The sequence below is a fragment of the Variovorax sp. GW531-E2 genome, from assembly GCF_059423125.1.
In genome coordinates this window covers 1-17,383 of record NZ_JBWKXQ010000092.1, presented here as the reverse complement: position 1 = coordinate 17,383, position 17,383 = coordinate 1, and the positions used below count along the sequence as shown (strand labels likewise).

The 17,383-nt window shown below is 69.2% G+C and carries 19 protein-coding genes; 13 read left to right on the top strand and 6 right to left on the bottom strand.

From position 1 onward, the window contains the following. The 6 genes from AC07XP_RS30790 to fliF all read right to left on the bottom strand — a co-directional run. Positions 1–1,288 (bottom strand): flagellar hook-length control protein FliK (locus AC07XP_RS30790; RefSeq protein WP_495266798.1); only part of this gene is annotated, 1,288 nt, incomplete at its 3' end. Positions 1,289–1,307: 19 nt separating this feature from the next. Further along, entirely contained in the window at positions 1,308–1,766 is a 459-nt protein-coding gene (fliJ, locus tag AC07XP_RS30785) for a flagellar export protein FliJ (protein WP_062469337.1), read from the bottom strand. After that, entirely contained in the window at positions 1,763–3,190 is a 1,428-nt protein-coding gene (fliI, locus tag AC07XP_RS30780; RefSeq protein WP_495266797.1) for a flagellar protein export ATPase FliI, read from the bottom strand. Before fliI ends, fliJ begins: the two co-directional genes overlap by 4 nt. Positions 3,191–3,194: 4 nt before the next feature. Further along, positions 3,195–3,968: a flagellar assembly protein FliH gene (gene fliH / locus AC07XP_RS30775; RefSeq protein ID WP_495266796.1), complete on the bottom strand. Its 774-nt coding sequence runs from the start codon at positions 3,966–3,968 to the stop codon at positions 3,195–3,197. Continuing rightward, complete coding sequence (gene fliG, locus AC07XP_RS30770; protein WP_062469343.1) at positions 3,955–4,956, bottom strand: flagellar motor switch protein FliG; 1,002 nt, start codon at positions 4,954–4,956, stop codon at positions 3,955–3,957. Before fliG ends, fliH begins: the two co-directional genes overlap by 14 nt. Further along, positions 4,949–6,646 (bottom strand): flagellar basal-body MS-ring/collar protein FliF, encoded by a 1,698-nt coding sequence (gene fliF / locus AC07XP_RS30765; protein ID WP_495266795.1) that lies wholly within the window; start codon positions 6,644–6,646, stop codon positions 4,949–4,951. The genes fliG and fliF overlap by 8 nt, the downstream gene beginning before the upstream one ends. A 280-nt stretch (positions 6,647–6,926) precedes the next feature. On the opposite strand from fliF, the gene fliE reads away from it, so the two are divergent. The 13 genes from fliE to AC07XP_RS30700 form a co-directional block, all read left to right on the top strand. Next, the gene (gene fliE / locus AC07XP_RS30760) at positions 6,927–7,244 is read left to right on the top strand and encodes a flagellar hook-basal body complex protein FliE (RefSeq protein WP_095946630.1); all 318 of its coding nucleotides are present in this window, start codon (positions 6,927–6,929) and stop codon (positions 7,242–7,244) included. Positions 7,245–7,410: 166 nt separating this feature from the next. Further along, positions 7,411–9,057 carry a flagellin N-terminal helical domain-containing protein gene (locus AC07XP_RS30755; RefSeq protein WP_095744079.1) on the top strand — a complete coding sequence of 549 codons (1,647 nt, stop codon included), beginning with the start codon at positions 7,411–7,413 and terminating at the stop codon, positions 9,055–9,057. A 162-nt stretch (positions 9,058–9,219) separates the two neighbouring features. Next, on the top strand, positions 9,220–9,585 hold the full coding sequence (locus AC07XP_RS30750) for a flagellar protein FlaG (protein ID WP_139700351.1): 366 nt from the start codon (positions 9,220–9,222) through the stop codon (positions 9,583–9,585). A 54-nt stretch (positions 9,586–9,639) separates the two neighbouring features. Then, entirely contained in the window at positions 9,640–11,088 is a 1,449-nt protein-coding gene (gene fliD, locus AC07XP_RS30745; RefSeq protein WP_495266794.1) for a flagellar filament capping protein FliD, read from the top strand. 14 nt (positions 11,089–11,102) lie between these two features. Further along, a complete protein-coding gene (fliS, locus tag AC07XP_RS30740; protein ID WP_070061560.1) occupies positions 11,103–11,522 on the top strand; it encodes a flagellar export chaperone FliS in 420 nt (139 codons plus the stop codon). Beyond that, positions 11,522–11,887 carry a flagellar protein FliT gene (locus AC07XP_RS30735; RefSeq protein WP_223301366.1) on the top strand — a complete coding sequence of 122 codons (366 nt, stop codon included), beginning with the start codon at positions 11,522–11,524 and terminating at the stop codon, positions 11,885–11,887. The genes fliS and AC07XP_RS30735 overlap by 1 nt, the downstream gene beginning before the upstream one ends. A 31-nt stretch (positions 11,888–11,918) precedes the next feature. Continuing rightward, positions 11,919–13,148, top strand: coding sequence for a flagellar hook-length control protein FliK (fliK, locus tag AC07XP_RS30730; protein WP_495266799.1), 1,230 nt, complete (start codon positions 11,919–11,921; stop codon positions 13,146–13,148). Next, complete coding sequence (locus AC07XP_RS30725) at positions 13,145–13,429, top strand: EscU/YscU/HrcU family type III secretion system export apparatus switch protein (RefSeq protein WP_495266793.1); 285 nt, start codon at positions 13,145–13,147, stop codon at positions 13,427–13,429. The genes fliK and AC07XP_RS30725 overlap by 4 nt, the downstream gene beginning before the upstream one ends. A gap of 350 nt (positions 13,430–13,779) precedes the next feature. Next, a complete protein-coding gene (flhD, locus tag AC07XP_RS30720) occupies positions 13,780–14,148 on the top strand; it encodes a flagellar transcriptional regulator FlhD (RefSeq protein WP_370680118.1) in 369 nt (122 codons plus the stop codon). Beyond that, entirely contained in the window at positions 14,145–14,735 is a 591-nt protein-coding gene (gene flhC, locus AC07XP_RS30715) for a flagellar transcriptional regulator FlhC (RefSeq protein WP_070061562.1), read from the top strand. The genes flhD and flhC overlap by 4 nt, the downstream gene beginning before the upstream one ends. Positions 14,736–14,797: 62 nt before the next feature. After that, positions 14,798–15,658: a flagellar motor stator protein MotA gene (gene motA, locus AC07XP_RS30710; RefSeq protein WP_070061563.1), complete on the top strand. Its 861-nt coding sequence runs from the start codon at positions 14,798–14,800 to the stop codon at positions 15,656–15,658. 13 nt (positions 15,659–15,671) lie between these two features. Continuing rightward, positions 15,672–16,580, top strand: coding sequence for a flagellar motor protein MotB (motB, locus tag AC07XP_RS30705; RefSeq protein ID WP_139700362.1), 909 nt, complete (start codon positions 15,672–15,674; stop codon positions 16,578–16,580). Between the two features lie 52 nt (positions 16,581–16,632). After that, positions 16,633–17,383, top strand: a 751-nt coding sequence (locus AC07XP_RS30700) for an Hpt domain-containing protein (RefSeq protein ID WP_495266792.1), incomplete at its 3' end; no start/stop codon positions are given.

The window sequence follows — 17,383 nt, the reverse complement described above, 5'->3', positions numbered from 1 at the left end:
TGCGTGGGGTGGCAACGGGGCGGGGTGCTGCCGTTGCCGTGCGGGCGATGTCGGCGGCAGCGGAAGTGCCCAGCGGTCGCCATGCGCCCTGTCGTTGGTGTTGCTGCTGCTGTTGCTGCGCAAACGCGGCGTCCTGCCCGAAGGGCGCGCGCGTGTCCGCGCCCACCGAGGTCTGGCCCAGCGTGATGCCCTGCTCCGACAGGCTGGTGCGCAGCTGCGGCAGCGCGGCCTCGACGGCCTTGCGCACGCTCTCGTGCGCCGACACGAACGCGGCCTGCGCCTGGTGCTCGCCGACCGACAGCGTGACCTTCAGCGGGCCGAGGCCGGCGGGGTTGAGGTTCAGCTCGGCCGTGTGCGTGCCGCCGAGGCTCATGCGCGCGAGCTGCTGGCCGAGTGCGGGCGCCCATTTCTCGCTGCCGACTTCGGGGGCGAGCGTGTGCACGGCGGGGCGTGCGGCGGGGCTTTCGGTCGTGCGCTCAGTGGAGACGGTCGTGGGTTGTTGCAGCGCGAACGGCGCGGTGGACGGCGCCGCTGCGTCGTCGCCCGAGGTGCCCGCCGACACGGCGGCGACAGGAGCGGCGTCCGCTGTCGCGGGCTTCGCGTCGCCGGCAGGCTGGGCTTGCGCGGCGGCTGCGAGCTGTTCGGTGGTGGTGGCGCTCACGGTGCGCGGTGCGGCGGTGCCGACGGGTGGGCCGGCCGGTGCGGTCGCCGGCTTCTTGCCATCGACAGCCATCGGCTGCGCGGCCACGGCGGCACGCACGATCTCGTACAGCGAAGGCGGCGTCGCGTTGTCGGCTTCGGGCGCTGCGCCTTGTGCTGCGGCGGTTGCGGTGGGGGCGGAAGCGTCTTCGGTGGCGATAGCGGGCGCGGGCGTGGTGGCGGCTTCGCTGCTCAGGCGGACCGTGCTAGCAGGCAGGCCGGCTTGCGCGTCAGGCGTGACCGGCGCCAGTGAGGTTTCTGGCGCACCGCTGCCCTGCGTGGTCGCACCTCCCGCAAGCACCAACGCCTGTTGCGGCGTGACGGCGGCTGCGAGAAAAGCAAGATCCGGCTCCGCAGGCTGTGCATCCCGCACCTCTTCCGCAAGCTCCGTCTTGCGCAGCGGCTTGGCATCCGCCACTACGGTGTCGGCATCCGACGCCTTCTCGGCCTGGCTCGTGCGCGAACGTTCGAGCGCAGCACCGAACGCGCGGCCCTGCGCCTCGTCGGCGTTGCTGCGGCCACGTGCGCCGCCCTGCGCGACCGGCGAGGAGGCGGCAGGCGTGACGGACGGCGGGATCATGGGAGGCATGTCGGTTCCTGGAGGAGATTCAGTGGGTGGGGTGCGAGGCGCGGTCGAAGAACTGGCGGGCGGCGCGTTCGTCGCTGTCGCGCTGTTCGCGCTTGGCCTGCGCCATCAGCTCCTGCGCGCGCACGCGATCGGCCAGCGTGTCGAATGAGCTGAGGCGGCGCTTCTCGCGCTGCCAGTCGGTGCGGCCCCGGTCGAGCTGGTGCCCGGCCCGCTCGGCGATGGCGCGCTGCTGCGCGATCGCGTGGTCGAGCGTGCCGAGGAAGTTGCGGTAGTTGCGCCACTGCGACGACGGCAGGCCGCCGCGCATCAGCGTGTCCAGCTGCGCGTGGTAGTCCTGGCGGTACTGCAGCAGCAGCTCGAGCTTCTGCTGCGCGCTCAGGTGCGCACTTTGCAGCGCGCCCAGGCGGCGCGCGGCGTCGTCGGTCTGGCTCTGCGCCAGGTCGATGAGCATGCCGAGGGGGAGCTTGCTGCTGCTCATGGGCGTCCTGGGGAAGGTATGTTCGTGAACAGGCTGTCCATGTGGGCGATGGCCTCCTCGTAGCCGGTGCGTTCGTGCATCGACTGCTGCAGGAAGGCCTCGATGCGCGGGTACATCGCGATCGCCTGGTCCAGCTGCAGGTCGTGCCCCGGCGCGTAGGCGCCGACGCTGATCAGGTCGCGGTTGCGCTGGTAGCGCGACAGCATCTGCTTGAAGCGGCGCACGGTGTCGAACTGCGCGGGCGCGATCAGCGACGTCATGGCGCGGCTGATCGAAGCCTCGATGTCGATGGCCGGGTAGTGCCCCGCTTCGGCCAGCGTGCGCGAGAGCACAACGTGGCCGTCCAGGATCGCGCGCGCCGAATCGGCGATCGGGTCCTGCTGGTCGTCGCCTTCAGACAGCACGGTGTAGAAGGCCGTGATCGAGCCGCCGCGTCCCTGCGCGTCGCGCGCGCCGTTGCCGGCACGCTCCACCAAGGCGGGCAACCGCGCGAACACCGAGGGCGGGTAGCCCTTGGTGGCGGGCGGTTCGCCCACGGCCAGCGCGATCTCGCGCTGCGCCATCGCGTAGCGCGTGAGCGAATCCATGATGAGCAGCACGTTCTTGCCCTGGTCGCGAAAGTACTCGGCCAGGCAGGTGGCGTAGGCCGCACCCTGCAAACGCAGCAGCGGCGAGTTGTCGGCCGGCGCGGCCACGACCACGGCGCGGGCCAGGCCCTCTTCGCCCAGCGTGTTCTCGATGAAGTCCTTCACCTCGCGACCGCGCTCGCCGATGAGGCCGACCACGATCACCTCGGCACTGGTGTAGCGCGCCATCATGCCCAGCAGCACGCTCTTGCCCACGCCCGAGCCGGCAAACAGGCCCATGCGCTGGCCGCGGCCGACGGTGAGCATCGCGTTGATGGCGCGCACGCCCACGTCGAGCACCGAGTCGATGGCCGCGCGCGAGAGCGGGTTGATCGGCGGCGCCGCCAGCGGCACCTGGCGCGCCACGTCGAGCGGGCCCAGCCCGTCGAGCGGGCGGCCGGCCGCATCGACCACGCGGCCCAGCATGCCTTCGCCCACGGGCAGGCGCTTGGTGTGGGCGTCGCCAGTCGCACCGGGCTCGCGCAGGCCGGGCCGCGCGAACACGCGCGCGCCGGGCAGCAGGCCCGCCACCTCGGTCTGCGACATGAGGAAGAGGCGGTCGCCCGCGAAGCCCACCACTTCGGCCTCGGCATGGCGCTGCGGATGGCCGGGCGGCAGCTCGATGAGGCAGTCGCTGCCCACAGGCAGCTGCAGGCCGACGGCTTCGAGCACGAGGCCGACGGCGCGCGTGAGGCGGCCCGAGGCGGTGGTGGTCGTGCTGCGGGCGACGTCGGCGCGCGCCTGTTCCAGCACGGCGCGCACGCTGTTCAGATGAGGGTTGGTGGCCGTCGTCTGCATCGGCTCAGGAAGCGTCGCCACGCAGCGCCGCACCCACGCGCTCCCAGCGCGTGGCCAGGCTGGCGTCCAGCTCGCCCGTGGCCGACTGCACGCGGCAACCGCCGCGCGCCAGGCTGTCGTCGGCACGCAGCTGCCAGCCGGCCGCCTCGATCTCGCTGCCCAGGCTGTTCTTCACCAGCGCCAGGTCGTCGGGATGCAGCAGCAGGCGCGGTTCGCCGCGCAGCGCGGGTTCGGCATGCAGCAGGTCGCGCACCAGCGGCAGCACCCACTCGGGCTCGGCCTGGTAGGTGCGGTGCACCACCTGGCGCGCCACGTCGAGCGCGAGCGCCAGTACGGCTTCGGCCAGTTCGGCCTCGGCACCGCGCAGCGCCTCGGGCAGCGAACGGGCCAGTGCGCGCAGGCGTTCGGCATGCACGCTGGCGGCGGCGAGGCCGGTGGCCAGGCCTTCGGTGTGGCCGACCTGGCGGCCTTCGGCCAGCCCGGCGGCGCGGCCTTCGGCTTCGCCCGCGGTGCGTGCTTCCTTGCGGATGCGGGCCAGCTCGGCGAGGTCGACCTTCGGTGCGGGAGGCGTGGGTGGTGGAGAAGGGCGCTGCGCCGTGTGACGCGAAAGCGCCGTGCCCGAAGGCGCCTTGCCATCGAGCGTGCCCATCTCCCAGCGTTCCCACGCCGACAGCGCGGGCGTGCCGGCGCCGGCCTGGCGCGCCGCCGCGTGGATGGCGGCGAGGCGCTCGCGCGAACTGTTGGAGGCGCCGAAGGCGCCGGGGTCAGACGAAGTCATCGGTGCCAGGCGCCGCGATCACGATCTCGCCGGCGTCCGCCAGACGGCGGGCGACCTGCAGGATGGCCTTCTGTTCGGTCTCGACCTGCGACACGCGCACGGGGCCGCGCAGCTCCATGTCCTCGCGCAGCGTTTCTGCGGCGCGCTGCGACATGTTGCTGAGGAACTTGTCGCGCAGCTCCAGCGGCGCGCCCTTGAGCGCGATGATGAGCGAGTCGCTCTCGATGTCCTTGAGCAGGCGCTGGATGCTGCGGTCTTCCAGGCCCAGCAGGTTCTCGAACACGAACATCTCGTCGACGATGCGCTGGGCCAGCGCCTCGTCCTGCTCGCGCACATGGGCAATGGCTTCTTCTTCGACCGTGGTGCTCATCAGGTTGACGATCTCGGCCGCGGTGCGCACGCCGCCCAGGCGGCTGCGGCGCAGACCCTGGCCCGCGAGCATCTCGGTCAGCACCTCGGTGAGTTCGTTGAGCGCCGACGGCTGCACGCCGCCGAAGGTGGCCACGCGCATGATCACGTCGTGGCGCAGGCGCGCGGGCAACTTCTCGAGCACTTCCGAGGCCTTCATGCGGTCCAGGTGCACCAAGAGCGTTGCGAGGATCTGCGGGTGCTCGTCGCGGATGAGTTCGGCCACCTCGCCGGCCTCGAGTTCGTTCAGGCGCTCGATGCCGCCGTGCGGCTCGTCGGGCTGCAGGATGTCCTCGAGCAGATTGCTCGCGCGGTCGTCGCCCAGCGCCTTCTTGAGCACCGCGCGGATGTAGCTGGTGGAGCCCAGGTGCAGCGCCGACAGCTGCTCGGTCTCCTGGCGGAACTCGGCCAGCACCGAGGCCAGCTCGTCGCGCGAGACCGCGCTCAGCTTGGACATGGCCAGGCCCAGCGCCTGCACCTCGGAGGTGGGCAGCAGGTGCAGCGCGGCGGCGGCGCGGTCTTCGCCGAGCGCCATGAGCAGGATGGCGCTCTTGCGGGTGCCTGCTTCGCTGCTAGTCATCGGAGTGCATCCAGTGCTGGATCAGGGCGGCCACGAGCTTGGGGTCCTTGTCGGCGGTCTGCTGGGCGTAGTCCATGTCGGCCTTCTGGCGTGCGGACTCGCGCTGCTGCAATGTTTCTTCGGGCTCGGCCGGGGCCGTGCCGGTGGTGGCCACGGCAGTTGCATCGGCCACGGGTTGGGCGGGCGGCGGCGCGGCCAGGTGCCGGCGCATCAGCGGACGCCCGACGGCGAACCAGGCGAAGAGCGCGAGCAGGCCGATGAGCAGGTAGGGGACCAGCGTCTTGCCGAACGCGAGGTTGTCGCGGTCGCGCCAGAACGGCACGTCGGGCGCGGGGCCGGCCTCGCTGTCGCCGTCGCGGGCGAAGGCACTGTTGACCACGTTGAGCGAATCGCCGCGCTCCTGGCTGAAGCCCATCGCTTCCTTGGCGAGGTTGCGGATCTGCTCCAGCTCGGCCGGCGCGAGCGCGCGGGCGCTGGTCTTGCCCGCGGCATCGACCGTGTCGCGGTGGTTCACCACCACGGCGACCGACAGGCGCTTCACGCCACCGGCGGCCTGCTGCACGTGGCGGATGGTGCGGTCGAGTTCGTAGTTGGTGGTGACGTCCTTGCGCGTGTTGCTCGGGCCGGCCGGTGCGGCGGCGGGCGCGGCGGGCGAGTTCGGTGCGCCTGGTGCGTTCGGTGGCTTGGGCGCCGTGATCGGCGCCGTCGGGTTCACCGGCGGCTGGTTCGACAGCGCGCCCGGCACGCCGCCCGGCGGTGCGCCGTTGTGCTGCGCCGATTCGCTGGACTGCTGGCTGCGGATCGCGGCCTGCGCCGGGTCCTGGTTGGGCCGGTACTTCTCGTCGGTGTGCTCCACCACCGAGAAGTCGATCTCGGCCGCGACCTGCGCGCGCACGTTGCTCGCGCCCACCAGCGGCTGAAGAATGGCTTCGATGCGGCGCACGTAGCCCTGCTCGATCTCCTGCGCGTACTTGAGCTGGCTCACGTCCAGCCCCTGGCTGGTGCCGCGCGCCGACGACAGCAGGTTGCCGCGCTGGTCGACCACCGTGACGCTCTTGGCGTCCAGGTCGGGCACGCTGCTGGACACCATGTGCACGATGGCGCTCACCTGGCCTTCGTCGATGCTGCGCCCGCGCATCAGCGTGAGCACCACCGAGGCCGAAGGCTTCTTCTGGTCGCGCACGAACAGCGACGGCTTGGGCAGCGCCAGGTGCACGCGCGCGGCCTCGATGCTGCCGATCGATTCGATGGAACGCGCCAGCTCGCCTTCGAGCCCGCGCTGGTAGTTGACCTGCTCGGCGAACTGGCTGGTGCCGAACTTCTGGTTGTCCATCAGTTCGAAGCCCACGCCGCCGGCCTTGGGCAGGCCCTGGGCCGCGAGCTTCAGGCGCGTCTCGGCGACCTTGTCGCCCGCGATGAGGATCGCGCCGCCGCCCTCGGCGAACTTGTAGGGCACGTTCATCTGCTGCAGCGACGCGATGATCGCGCCGCCGTCGCGGTCCGACACGTTGGTGTAGAGCACCTTGTAGTCGGGGCCGCGGCTCCACAGGAAGAAAGCGGCCGCCACCGTCGCCAGCGCCGCGGCGCCAATGATCAGCGGGAGGCGGGGCTGCGCGCGCATGCGTTCCAGCATCGGGGGCAGGCCGTTGGCGCCCGCCGCCAGGCCGCCCGTGGGCGCGGCCGTGCTCATCGGCGCGCCTTCGCCGGGGCCGTTGCGCCGCGCAGGGCCGGCGCCGGAGTGAGAGAAGAAATTCGGTGTTGGGATGTCATGCCGGTGGCCGGCGACGTCGTGCGCGGCCTGTGGTTTCGCGAACGATTGTCAGCAGGCGATGGGGAATTCGATCGGTCGAACAGCCGGGGGTTTTGCCCTCAGTTGCGCGTTTGAATGGGGGTCTTCCCTTGATACGCTGCCTGCCGGTTGGAGCGCTCGCGCGCTCCGTGTCAAGTCAGCTGGAAGTGAACTTTTCCCCATGTCCATCAATGCCATCGAATCCGTCCTGCAGCAGATGCGCGCCACCGCGCTCGCCAGCGGCATGGGGCCCGCGACCTCTGCACCGGCCGGTGCGGGCGGCTTCGCGGCCGAGCTGCAGCGCTCGCTCGCCAACATCAGCGGCGCGCAGCAGCAGGCCTATGCGCAGGCCGAATCGTTCGAGCTGGGCAAGCCCGGCGTGGCGCTCAACGACGTGATGGTCGACCTGCAGAAGGCCAACGTGGCGTTCCAGACCGGGCTGCAGGTGCGCAACCGGCTGGTGACGGCCTACCAGGAAATCATGAGCATGCAGGCATGACGAGGCAGAGGGCGGCAACGTAGAACTTTTTTCGTTGCGGCCCTAAAGGTTTGCGGACACCCGCCGATATCCCCTTCAACGATGGCTTGAGTCTCACCGTGGAAGCGGGTCCAGCGTTACGGCCGATGGCCGGAGTCCACAACCTTTTGTCAATCAGGAGTCGAACATGGCGCAAGTCATCAATACGAACAGCCTTTCTCTTCTCACGCAGAACAACCTCAACAAGTCGCAATCGGCCCTGAACACGGCCATCGAGCGCCTGTCTTCCGGCATGCGCATCAACAGCGCCAAGGACGACGCCGCCGGCCAGGCCATCGCCAACCGCTTCACCGCCAACATCAAGGGCCTGACGCAAGCCGCGCGCAACGCCAACGACGGCATCTCGATCGCGCAGACCACCGAAGGCGCGCTGACCGAAGTCAACAACAACCTGCAGCGCATCCGCGACCTGTCGGTGCAAGCCGCCACCGGCACCAACTCGGCCACCGACCTGGACTCGATCCAGTCGGAAATCGGCCAGCGCCTGGACGAAATCAACCGCGTGTCGGAACAGACCCAGTTCAACGGCGTGAAGGTCCTGTCGGCCAACGCCGGCAAGCTGACGGTGCAAGTGGGTGCGAACGATGGCGAAACCATCGACATCGACCTGCAGGAAATCAGCGCCAAGACCCTGGGTCTGGAAAGCTTCAACGTGAACGGCACGGGCACGCTGAACAAGGCCGCCACCAAGGACGACCTGACGCTGGCTGGCGCTGTCGCCAACGGCGCACCGGTCAACGGCACGCAGAAGTACGACGTCACGGCGACCAACACGCTGGCCACGCGCAGCCAGCTGCTGGCGGGCGCCAAGGCGGGCGACTCGGTCGTCACCGCAGGTTCCACCTACACCTACAACGCTGCAAAGTCCGCCTTCACCTTCGGTGAAACGGGTCGCACGAACGCTGCCACGATCGCTTCGCTCCAGCCCGCAGCGGGCGCGAGCAAGACCGCCACGGTCACCATCGGCGGCAACTCGCTGGACGTGAAGATCGACAGCGCTGGCACCATCACGGCGACCGACGGCTCCGCGCTGTGGGTGGACACGGCTGGCAACCTGACGCAGAACAACGCAGGCGGTACGGGTACGGCAGCCACGCTGACCAGCCTGACCACCAGCATGGCGGCTGCTGCCGGCACGGGCGGCACCATCAAGGTCGGCGGCACCACCTACACGGCCACTGCCGGTGCAGCCAACTTCGACGTGACCGGCGACGAAATCTCGGCCGCTGCGCTGAACGACAAGCTGGCCGCGGGTGCTGGTACCGCCGTGTTGGCATCGACCATCGGCGGCGTGGCAGGTGTCACGATCACTGCTGGCGGCACGGTTGCTGGCGCCTACGTGGGCGCCGACGGCTCGCTCGGCAACTCGCTCACCACCGTGTCGACCTACAGCGTGCACAGCAACGGCGCAGTGACCGACGGCGCTGGCAATGCGGTCTACGCCGATTCGGCCAAGGCTGGCGCCTTCACGCTGAACGCCCGCAGCGGCAAGACCTCGACGGTCGACCCTCTCAAGGCCCTGGACGCCGCCCTGTCGAAGGTCGACAAGCTGCGCTCCTCGCTGGGTGCGGTGCAGAACCGTTTCGACTCGGTGATCGCCAACCTCGGCACCACCATCACCAACCTGTCGTCGTCGCGTTCGCGCATCGAAGACTCGGACTACGCCGTGGAAGTGTCGAACATGACGCGCGCGCAGATCCTGCAGCAGGCCGGTACCTCGGTGCTGGCACAGGCGAACCAGACCACGCAAGGCGTGCTGTCGCTGCTGCGTTGATTCGCTAAGACCGCCGGGCGCCCCTCGCGAGGGCGGCGCCCGGTGTCTTGCTTTTTGCTCGCAGGCCTTCGGGGCGACCCGAAGCCGCCTGCGTTGTCCTGTGCGGCCACGCTTGTGGCGAGGCCGCACAGGACAACGAACTCCAGAAGAAGAACGCAGACCATGTCCCAGCCCGTACCCGCCGCCTCCGCCGTGGAAAGCCCCTGGCTGCAGCAACTGCTTGCCGGCCGCACCGGCGGCGCTGCTGCGGCTGCCGCCGAGGCCACCGCACTGCGCAAGGCCGAGGCCGAGGTCGAGGAGGCGACGCCGGTGCAGATCGAGATGGCGGTGAAGTCCGTCAATGCCTCGCTGGAGAGCCGCTCGATCAGCCTGCAGTTCGAGGTCGACCGCGACACCGACAAGCTCATCGTCAAGGTGGTCGACCGCAGCAACGGCGAAGTCATTCGCCAGATTCCGACCGAAGAGGTCGTTCGCATCGCCAAGGTCATGGACCGGCAGGCCGGGCTTCTGGTGAGCCAGCAAGCCTGATCACGACCCGCTCCAGACCTCTTCATTTCATTCGCATTTCAGGACACCCCCGACATGGCATCGATCAGCAGCATCGGCGTTGGCGCCAACCTTGACCTGGGCGCATTGCTCACCCAGCTGCAGACCGCGGAGAACCAGCCGCTGGTGGCCCTGAAGGCCAAGCAGACCAGCTACAACAGCAAGCTCTCGGCCTACGGCACGCTGCAAAGCGCGCTCACCGGCATCCAGGCCGCTGCCAAGAAGCTGGGCGACCCGGCGCTGTTCCAGGCCATCACCGGCACGCCCAGCGTGAGCGGCATCCTGGCGGCGAGCGGCACCGACCCGCGCTCGGTCGGCACCTATGCCATCGACATCTCGCAGCTCGCACAGGCGCAGTCGGTCATCGCGAAGGGCCAGGCCAGCACCACCGCCGCGATCGGCAGCGGCAAGATCACCATCGACTTCGGCAAGGTGTCCGGCGGCACGCTGGACCCGGTGACCGGCCAGTACACCGGCGCCACCTTCGACAAGGACGCGACGCGCACGGCCAAGCCGATCACCATCGATGCGACCAACAACACGCTGGGCGGCATCCGCGATGCGATCAACGCGGCCAACGCGGGCGTGTCGGCCACCATCGTGAACGACGGCAGCGGCACGCCCAACCGGCTCGTACTCACCTCCACGCAGACCGGCGAGGCCTCGGCCATGCGCATCTCGGTGGACGGCGACGCCGCGCTGCAGAGCCTGCTGGGCAACGACCCCGCCGGCACGCAGAACCTGAAGCAGACCGCCGCGGCGCAGAACGCCAAGCTCACCGTCAACAACATCGCCGTCACCAGCACGAGCAACTCGGTGACCGACGCCATCCAGGGCACCACGCTCACGCTGGTGCAGACCGGCAAGCTCAGCCTGGTGATGAAGGCCAACACGACGTCGGTGAAGACGGCCATCACCGATTTCGTGAAGGCCTACAACGCGCTGCAGAGCACCGCGAAGTCGCTCACGGCCTTCGACACCGACGCCAAGGCCGCCGCGCCGCTGGTGGGCGACTCGACCCTGCGCAACCTGCAGACGCGCATCCGCCAAGCGCTGGTCGCACCGCAGGTGGGCGGCCCGAACGACCTGAAGGTGCTCACGTCCATCGGCATCTCGTTCCAGAAGGACGGTACGCTGGCGATCGACAACGACAAGCTCGACAAGGCCATCGACACCAACCTGGAGGGCGTGGCGAAGCTGTTATCCAGCGGCACCGGCAGCACCGCCGGCTACGGCAAGCAGCTGACGGCGCTGGTCGACGACCTCACCGGCACCAAGGGCGCGCTCAAGGTCGCCACCGACGGCGTGACGAGCTCGCTCAAGCAGCTGGACACCCAGTACACCGCGATGAAGGAGCGCGCCGACGCGACGGTGGAGCGCTATCGCAAGCAGTTCGTGCAGCTGGACGTGGCGATGAACAAGATGAACGGCACGCTGAAATACCTCGCGCAGCAGTTCGACGCGATGAACGCCAGCAAGGGCTGAGGACAGGAAGCGACATGTACAGCTCTCACCACTCCCGCACCGGTGCCGGCGTCTACGCGCGCGTCGGCGTGGAGACGCGCGCCATGAGCGCGTCGCCGCTGCAACTGATCCACATGCTGTTCGACGGCGCGAAGACCGCCATCGGCGCGGCGCGCCTGCACATGACGGCCGGCGACATCGGCGCCAAGGGGCAGGCGATTTCGAAGGCGATCAACATCGTCGACAACGGCCTGAAGGCCAGCCTCGACGCCGAGGCGGCCGGCGAGGCCGGCGGCGACATCGTCGGCAACCTCTCGTCGCTGTACGACTACGTCGTGCAGCGCCTGCTGCTGGCCAACCTGCGCAACGACGTGCAGGCGCTGGACGAGGCCGACCGCCTGCTCGACCACCTGGCGTCCGCCTGGCGCGAGATCGACGACAGGCCTTCCAACTGATGATGCAGAGCGTGACCTGGGGGCAGGAACAGATGGCCGTGCGCAGCGAGATCGTCCATTGCTACGAGCAGCTGGCTGCGTGCATCTCGACGATGCTGGCGCTGGCCCGTGCCAAGGAATGGGGGCAGCTGCCCGAGCTGGAGGCCCGCTGTTCGGCGTCGGTCGAACGCCTGAAGGCGATCCAGCCGCTGGCGTCGCTGGAGCCCGCGCAGCGCGACCTGGTGCTGCGCCTGCTCGAGCGCATCTGCACCGAGCAGGCCGAGCTGTCGGGGCTCATCAAGCCGCAACTCGACGACCTGATCCGCCGCATGGATTCGCTCAACCACCAGAAGAACCTGGGCAAGGCCTACGGCCTCGCGCACTGACGCGAACCGACAGGACGACACCACCGTGGCCATGCTGGGACTCACCGGACTGATCGACGCACTGAGGGCCGCGCGCCTGACGCCGCCGCTCGACCTGCTCGGCCTGCGGCCGGAGACCGCGGTCGGTGCGCCCGGTGCGGCGGTGGCCGTGCCGAAGACGGCGAACGACGTGCGCCTGCCGTCGCGCGCGGCGCTGGACCGGCTGGTGCCCTCGGGCGCGTCCGGTGGCGAGGTGGCTGCGCCGCCCGCGGGCGGCGCGCCGCCTTCGATCGACACCCGCCTGTCGCTGGCCGCGCGCGTGATCGGCGCGGTGTTGGCCGACCTGCAGGCCGCGCCGGGGCCGGTGCGGGGCGAGGCGCCGTTGCTGCTGCCCGTCGCGCGCCAGGGCACGAACACCGCGGCGCTCGCGGGCACGCTGGCGCAGACGGTGGCGGACAGCGGGCTGTTCTACGAATCACACCTGGCCGAATTCGCGGCCGGCACGCGCACGCTCGCGCAGATGGCGCGGGAGCCGCAGGCGCGCTGGGCGAGTCCGGTGATGGTGGCGACGACGACGACAACGGCGGCAGCAGGGCAGGGCGTGGTGGCTGCGGCGACGGCGCTGGCTGCGGTCGATGTCGCGACGCCGCCCGCGCCGAATGCGCAGGCGCAGGCCCCGCAGGTCGACGCGCCGGAAGCCGACATCGCGCAAGCAGCGCGTGCGGTTGCGCGCAGCGAGACCACCGCCGCGCCCGCACCGGATGCAGCGCGCGTGCAGGCGGCTTACGGCCTCTCCGATCCCGCGCCGGAAATGCCTGCGCCCCGCATCGCAGAACACGCGCGTGCTGCAGTCGACGTCGCGAGCCCGCCGGCCCCGCGCAGCGCCGAAGTGATCCATCCGCAAGCCGTCACCGTCGTGCACCAGCAGCTCGACCTGCTGGCCAGCGCCGCGTTCCGCTGGAGCGGCCACGCCTGGCCCGAGGTGCCGATGGCGTGGACCATCGAGGAAGACCCCGCCGGGTCCGGCGCACGCGAAGGCAAACCCATCGAAGAAGAAGCCGCGCGCCGCTGGTCGACCACCGTGTCGCTCGTGCTGCCGCGCCTGGGCGAAGTCGACCTGCGCCTGAGCCTCAGCGGCCCGACCGTGCAGGCGCAGCTGCAGGCGCGCGAGCACGCCACCGTGGCCCGCCTGCGCGGCGACGCCGGCCGGCTCGCGCAACGCTTCGAGGCTGTCGGGCTTCAGCTGCAGCAGTTGCAGGTCACGGAGAAGGCGGTGGCATGACTGAAGAGCTTCGCAACCGCCACAGCGCCGTCGTGCTCTCGCACGCGGACACGCGCAAGGCCCCCGTCGTCGTCGCCAAGGGCTACGGCGTGGTGGCCGAATCGATCCTGCGCGAGGCGCGCGCGCACGGGCTCTACGTGCATGCGTCGGCCGACCTTGTGAAGCTGTTGATGCAGATCGACCTCGACCGCCAGATCCCGCCGCAGCTGTACCAGGCGGTCGCGGAAGTGATGGCCTGGATTCACCGGCTGGAAGGCGGCGCCGAGGCGGCGGCGCCTTGATCGGCGGTTGTTCTATGGAAAGTCATTGACCTATTGAAAGACCCTGAATAAAGCCGCCGATTAACGCTCGGCTGCGTTCGATAGTCTTTATAAATTCAATTGGCGAGGGGATTTCCAATTGCCGGAACACGCACGCTCGTAACAATTGCTTGCGCTATGTGACCGCGCGTCGGTGCCAGGACTGAAACCGCTTCCTCAGAGGGAGGTCTGAAGCCTTCCGTCGGAAACCGTGTCAAAACCCTTTTACTTTTTGATCTACTTTGTCTTCGAAGTGTAAATAAGTGTGTATATAATGTATACATGTTGGATGGACGTGCGGAGTCGACATGGAATCGGAAATGGAAGTAGACGTGGAAAATTGCAATGTCAACGCAGGCGGCGTGATTTCGAAGGAAATCGGCGAGATCAATCTGGCCTACATGCTGCTCGCGCAGAAGCTCGTGAAGCGGGACCGGGCGGAAGCCATGTTCCGTCTCGGCGTGGGGCGCGAGCTGGCCGATCTGCTCATGAACATGTCGCTCAGCCAGATCGTGAAGCTGGCCGCGTCCAACTTCCTGCTGTGCAGCTTCCGCCTGGACGACCGGCCCATGTTTGCCGTGGTCGGCGAGGGCAAGGAGCCCGCGCTGCAGCAGGCCCACATGTCGATCCTGATGAGCGCGCGCCAGGCACAGGCCCAAGCCCAGCCGCAGATGCGCAAAGCAGGTTCGGCCAGCGCATGACTGCCAAGAGCATCCTGGGCGAGGTGCGGCAGGTGCAGCTCGCGGTCGAGCTCATCGGCCTGGGTGCGCGCCTGCAGTTCCTGGAGGCCGTGGTCGCGCTCAGCCGCGAACGCCTGATCCGCCTGTACAAGGAACTCAAGGGCGTCTCGCCGCCCAAGGGCCTGCTGCCGTTCTCCACCGACTGGTACATGACCTGGCTGGCCAACATCCACTCGTCGATGTTCTACAACATCTACCGCTTCATGCGCGACGAGGCCGGCGAGGGCGAACTGCCCGCGCTCATCAAGGCCTACCGCCTGTACGCCGAGCAGGTCGAGTCGCAGGGCAGCGAGGTCGTGCTCGACTTCACGCGCGCCGAGACCATGGTGCGTTTCTTCGACAGCGACATGCTGCAGCTGAGCCCGTGCAGCCGCTGCGGCGGCCACTTCGTGGCGCATGCCCACGACCACAAGCACGGCTACGTGTGCGTGCTGTGCCGCCCGCCTTCGCGCGCGGGCAAGGCGCGCAAGCCCAAGCTCGAACCGGTGCGCCGCGGCGGCCTCATTGCCGGCGGCCCGGTGCTCGACATCGGCGGCGCCGTCTCGTGAAAGTGCCCCGGCGCCCGGCGCGGGTTTTTTGTTTTGGACGCCTCAGGGCATAGGGGAAGCGCGTGCTGGTACTGGTGGGATATCTGGTGGTGATCGGCGCCGTCTTCGGCGGCTACGGCCTCATGGGCGGGCATTTCGGCGTGCTGTTCCAGCCCGTGGAGCTGCTCATGATCGGCGGCTCCGCGCTCGGCGCGTTCATCGCGGGCAACAACGGCAAGACCATCAAGGCGACCATCCGGGAGCTGCCGCTGCTGCTGCGTTCCTCGAAGCACAACCGCCAGCTCTACATGGACCTGCTGGCGCTGCTGTACGAGCTGCTCGCCAAGGCCCGCAAGGAGGGCATGATGAAGCTGGAGTCCGACGTGGAAGCGCCGGAGCAAAGCGAGATCTTCGGCCGCTACCCGACCATCCTGGCGCACGAGGGCATCACCGTGTTCCTGTGCGACTACCTGCGCCTGGTCATCAGCGGCAACACCGACGCGCACGAGATCGAGGCCCTCATGGACCACGAGATCGACACCATCCGCCACGAGGCGGCTGTGCCCGGCCACAGCCTCTCGCGCGTGGGCGACGCGCTGCCCGCGCTGGGCATCGTCGCGGCCGTGATGGGCGTGGTGCATGCGCTGGGCTCGGCCCACCTGCCGCCGTCGGAAATGGGCGCGCTCATTGCGCACGCCATGGTCGGCACCTTCCTGGGCGTGCTGCTGGCCTACGGCTTCGTGTCGCCGCTGGCCTCGCTGATCGAGCAGAAGGTCGAGGAGGGCATGAAGATCTACCAGTGCGCCAAGGTCACGCTGCTGGCCAGCCTGAACGGCTACGCGCCGCAGCTGGCCGTGGAGTTCGGCCGCAAGGTGCTGTTCTCGACCGAGCGCCCCTCGTTCACCGAGCTGGACGACCACGTGCGCGAAGTCAAGGCACGCTGACCCCTTAACGGCCATGAGCGACGCGAAGCCCCGCATCATCATCAAGCGCGCCCACGGCGGCGGGCACGGCGGCGGCCATGCGGGCGGCGGCTGGAAGATCGCCTACGCCGACTTCATGACGGCCATGATGGCCTTCTTCCTCGTGATGTGGCTGCTGTCGATCTCCAGCCCCAAGCAGCGCGAAGGCATTGCCGAGCACTTCCGGATGCCGCTGCGCGTGGCGCTGGCCGGCGGCGACAAGAGCAGCATGAGCACCAGCATGATCCCCGGCGGCGGCGCCGACGTGATGCACGCCGAGGGCGAGGTGCGCCACACCGAGGCCGACAGCGAGGACGCGGCCGACGCCAGCCGCCTGGCCGAGATGAAGAAGAAGCTCGACGAGCTGATCGAGAAGAGCCCGGTGTTCCAGCAGTTCCGCTCGCAGATCCTCATCGACATCACCACCGAAGGCCTGCGCCTGCAGATCGTGGACAGCGAGAACCGCCCGATGTTCGAGCTGGCCAGCGCCCGCGTGGTGCCGCACATGCGCGCCATTCTTCGCGAGCTGGCGCCGGTGCTCAACGGCCTGCCCAACAAGCTCACGCTGTCGGGCCACACCGACGCCATCGTCTACACCAACGACCGCGCGTACGGCAACTGGGAGCTCTCGGCCGACCGCGCCAACGCCTCGCGCCGCGAGCTGGTCACGGGCGGCATGACCGAGGACAAGGTGCTGCGCGTGATCGGCCTGGCCGACAGCATGCACCTGGACCGCGCCGACCCGCGCAACCCCATCAACCGCCGCATCAGCATCATCCTGCTGAACCACCGCACGCAGGAGCGCATCGAGCGCGAGAACAGCAACGACGCCGGCGCCACGCGCATCGGCCTGCCGCCACCGGCCGCGCAGGCGCGCACCGCGGCAGGACACACGGCGGGATAACAAGAACAAGGAAGCGGCCTCGCGCAAGAGCGCGGGTCCCGGAGCACCACAGATGGACCTCAGTCAATTCACCCAGGCCTTCTTCGTCGAAGCCATCGAGCTGCTGGCGGAGATGGAGCAGCTCTTGCTCGACCTCGACGTCGAGGCGCCCGACGGCGAGCAGCTCAACGCCATCTTCCGCGCGGCGCACTCCATCAAGGGCGGCGCGGCCACGTTCGGTTTCACCGCCTTGACCCACACCACGCACGTGCTCGAAACGCTGCTGGACAGGGCCCGCCACGGGCAGCTGCACCTGAGCGCTCCGATGATCGATGCCTTTCTGGAAACGAAGGACGCCTTGCAAGAACAACTCACCGCCTACCAGGCCGGCAAGGAGCCGGACGCCGAGAGGGTCGCCCACATCTGCGGCGTGCTGCAGCAGCTGGCGATGGAGAACAATGCCGCCGCCGCACCGGTGCCGGCACCCGCGCCCGCACCGGCGCCTGTCGTTCAAGCCGCTGCGCCGGCCGATGAAGGCGGCAGTAGCAGCGACGGCGTGCTGGTCGTGCGCTTCGCGCGCCTGTCCGACAGCGAGTGCGAGCTGCTCGCCGGCGAGCTGGCCAACCTCGGCACCGTGCTGACGCGCACGCGCAGCAACGACCAGCTGACCGTGCGGCTGGCCACCACCTGCGACCCCGACGACATCGTGGCCGTGTGCTGCTTCGTCATCGATGAATCGCAGATCGACATCACACGCGAGGTGGCCGACGTGGCCCCACCCATGGTCGCAGTGGCAGAGCCCGCCGTGCCGCCACCCGCCGCAC

What these genes read in the sequence shown, in the direction of transcription:
- flhC (WP_070061562.1), top strand. Translation starts at nt 14,145, where the DNA reads ATGACTGCCAAGAGCATCCTGGGCGAGGTGCGGCAGGTGCAGCTCGCG.
- AC07XP_RS30750 (WP_139700351.1), top strand. Translation starts at nt 9,220, where the DNA reads ATGTCCCAGCCCGTACCCGCCGCCTCCGCCGTGGAAAGCCCCTGGCTG.
- fliS (WP_070061560.1), top strand. Translation starts at nt 11,103, where the DNA reads ATGTACAGCTCTCACCACTCCCGCACCGGTGCCGGCGTCTACGCGCGC.
- fliJ (WP_062469337.1), bottom strand. Translation starts at nt 1,766, where the DNA reads ATGAGCAGCAGCAAGCTCCCCCTCGGCATGCTCATCGACCTGGCGCAG.
- fliG (WP_062469343.1), bottom strand. Translation starts at nt 4,956, where the DNA reads ATGACTAGCAGCGAAGCAGGCACCCGCAAGAGCGCCATCCTGCTCATG.
- fliF (WP_495266795.1), bottom strand. Translation starts at nt 6,646, where the DNA reads ATGAGCACGGCCGCGCCCACGGGCGGCCTGGCGGCGGGCGCCAACGGC.
- AC07XP_RS30735 (WP_223301366.1), top strand. Translation starts at nt 11,522, where the DNA reads ATGATGCAGAGCGTGACCTGGGGGCAGGAACAGATGGCCGTGCGCAGC.
- AC07XP_RS30755 (WP_095744079.1), top strand. Translation starts at nt 7,411, where the DNA reads ATGGCGCAAGTCATCAATACGAACAGCCTTTCTCTTCTCACGCAGAAC.
- fliE (WP_095946630.1), top strand. Translation starts at nt 6,927, where the DNA reads ATGTCCATCAATGCCATCGAATCCGTCCTGCAGCAGATGCGCGCCACC.
- fliK (WP_495266799.1), top strand. Translation starts at nt 11,919, where the DNA reads ATGCTGGGACTCACCGGACTGATCGACGCACTGAGGGCCGCGCGCCTG.
- fliH (WP_495266796.1), bottom strand. Translation starts at nt 3,968, where the DNA reads ATGACTTCGTCTGACCCCGGCGCCTTCGGCGCCTCCAACAGTTCGCGC.
- fliI (WP_495266797.1), bottom strand. Translation starts at nt 3,190, where the DNA reads ATGCAGACGACGGCCACCAACCCTCATCTGAACAGCGTGCGCGCCGTG.
- motB (WP_139700362.1), top strand. Translation starts at nt 15,672, where the DNA reads ATGAGCGACGCGAAGCCCCGCATCATCATCAAGCGCGCCCACGGCGGC.
- fliD (WP_495266794.1), top strand. Translation starts at nt 9,640, where the DNA reads ATGGCATCGATCAGCAGCATCGGCGTTGGCGCCAACCTTGACCTGGGC.
- AC07XP_RS30725 (WP_495266793.1), top strand. Translation starts at nt 13,145, where the DNA reads ATGACTGAAGAGCTTCGCAACCGCCACAGCGCCGTCGTGCTCTCGCAC.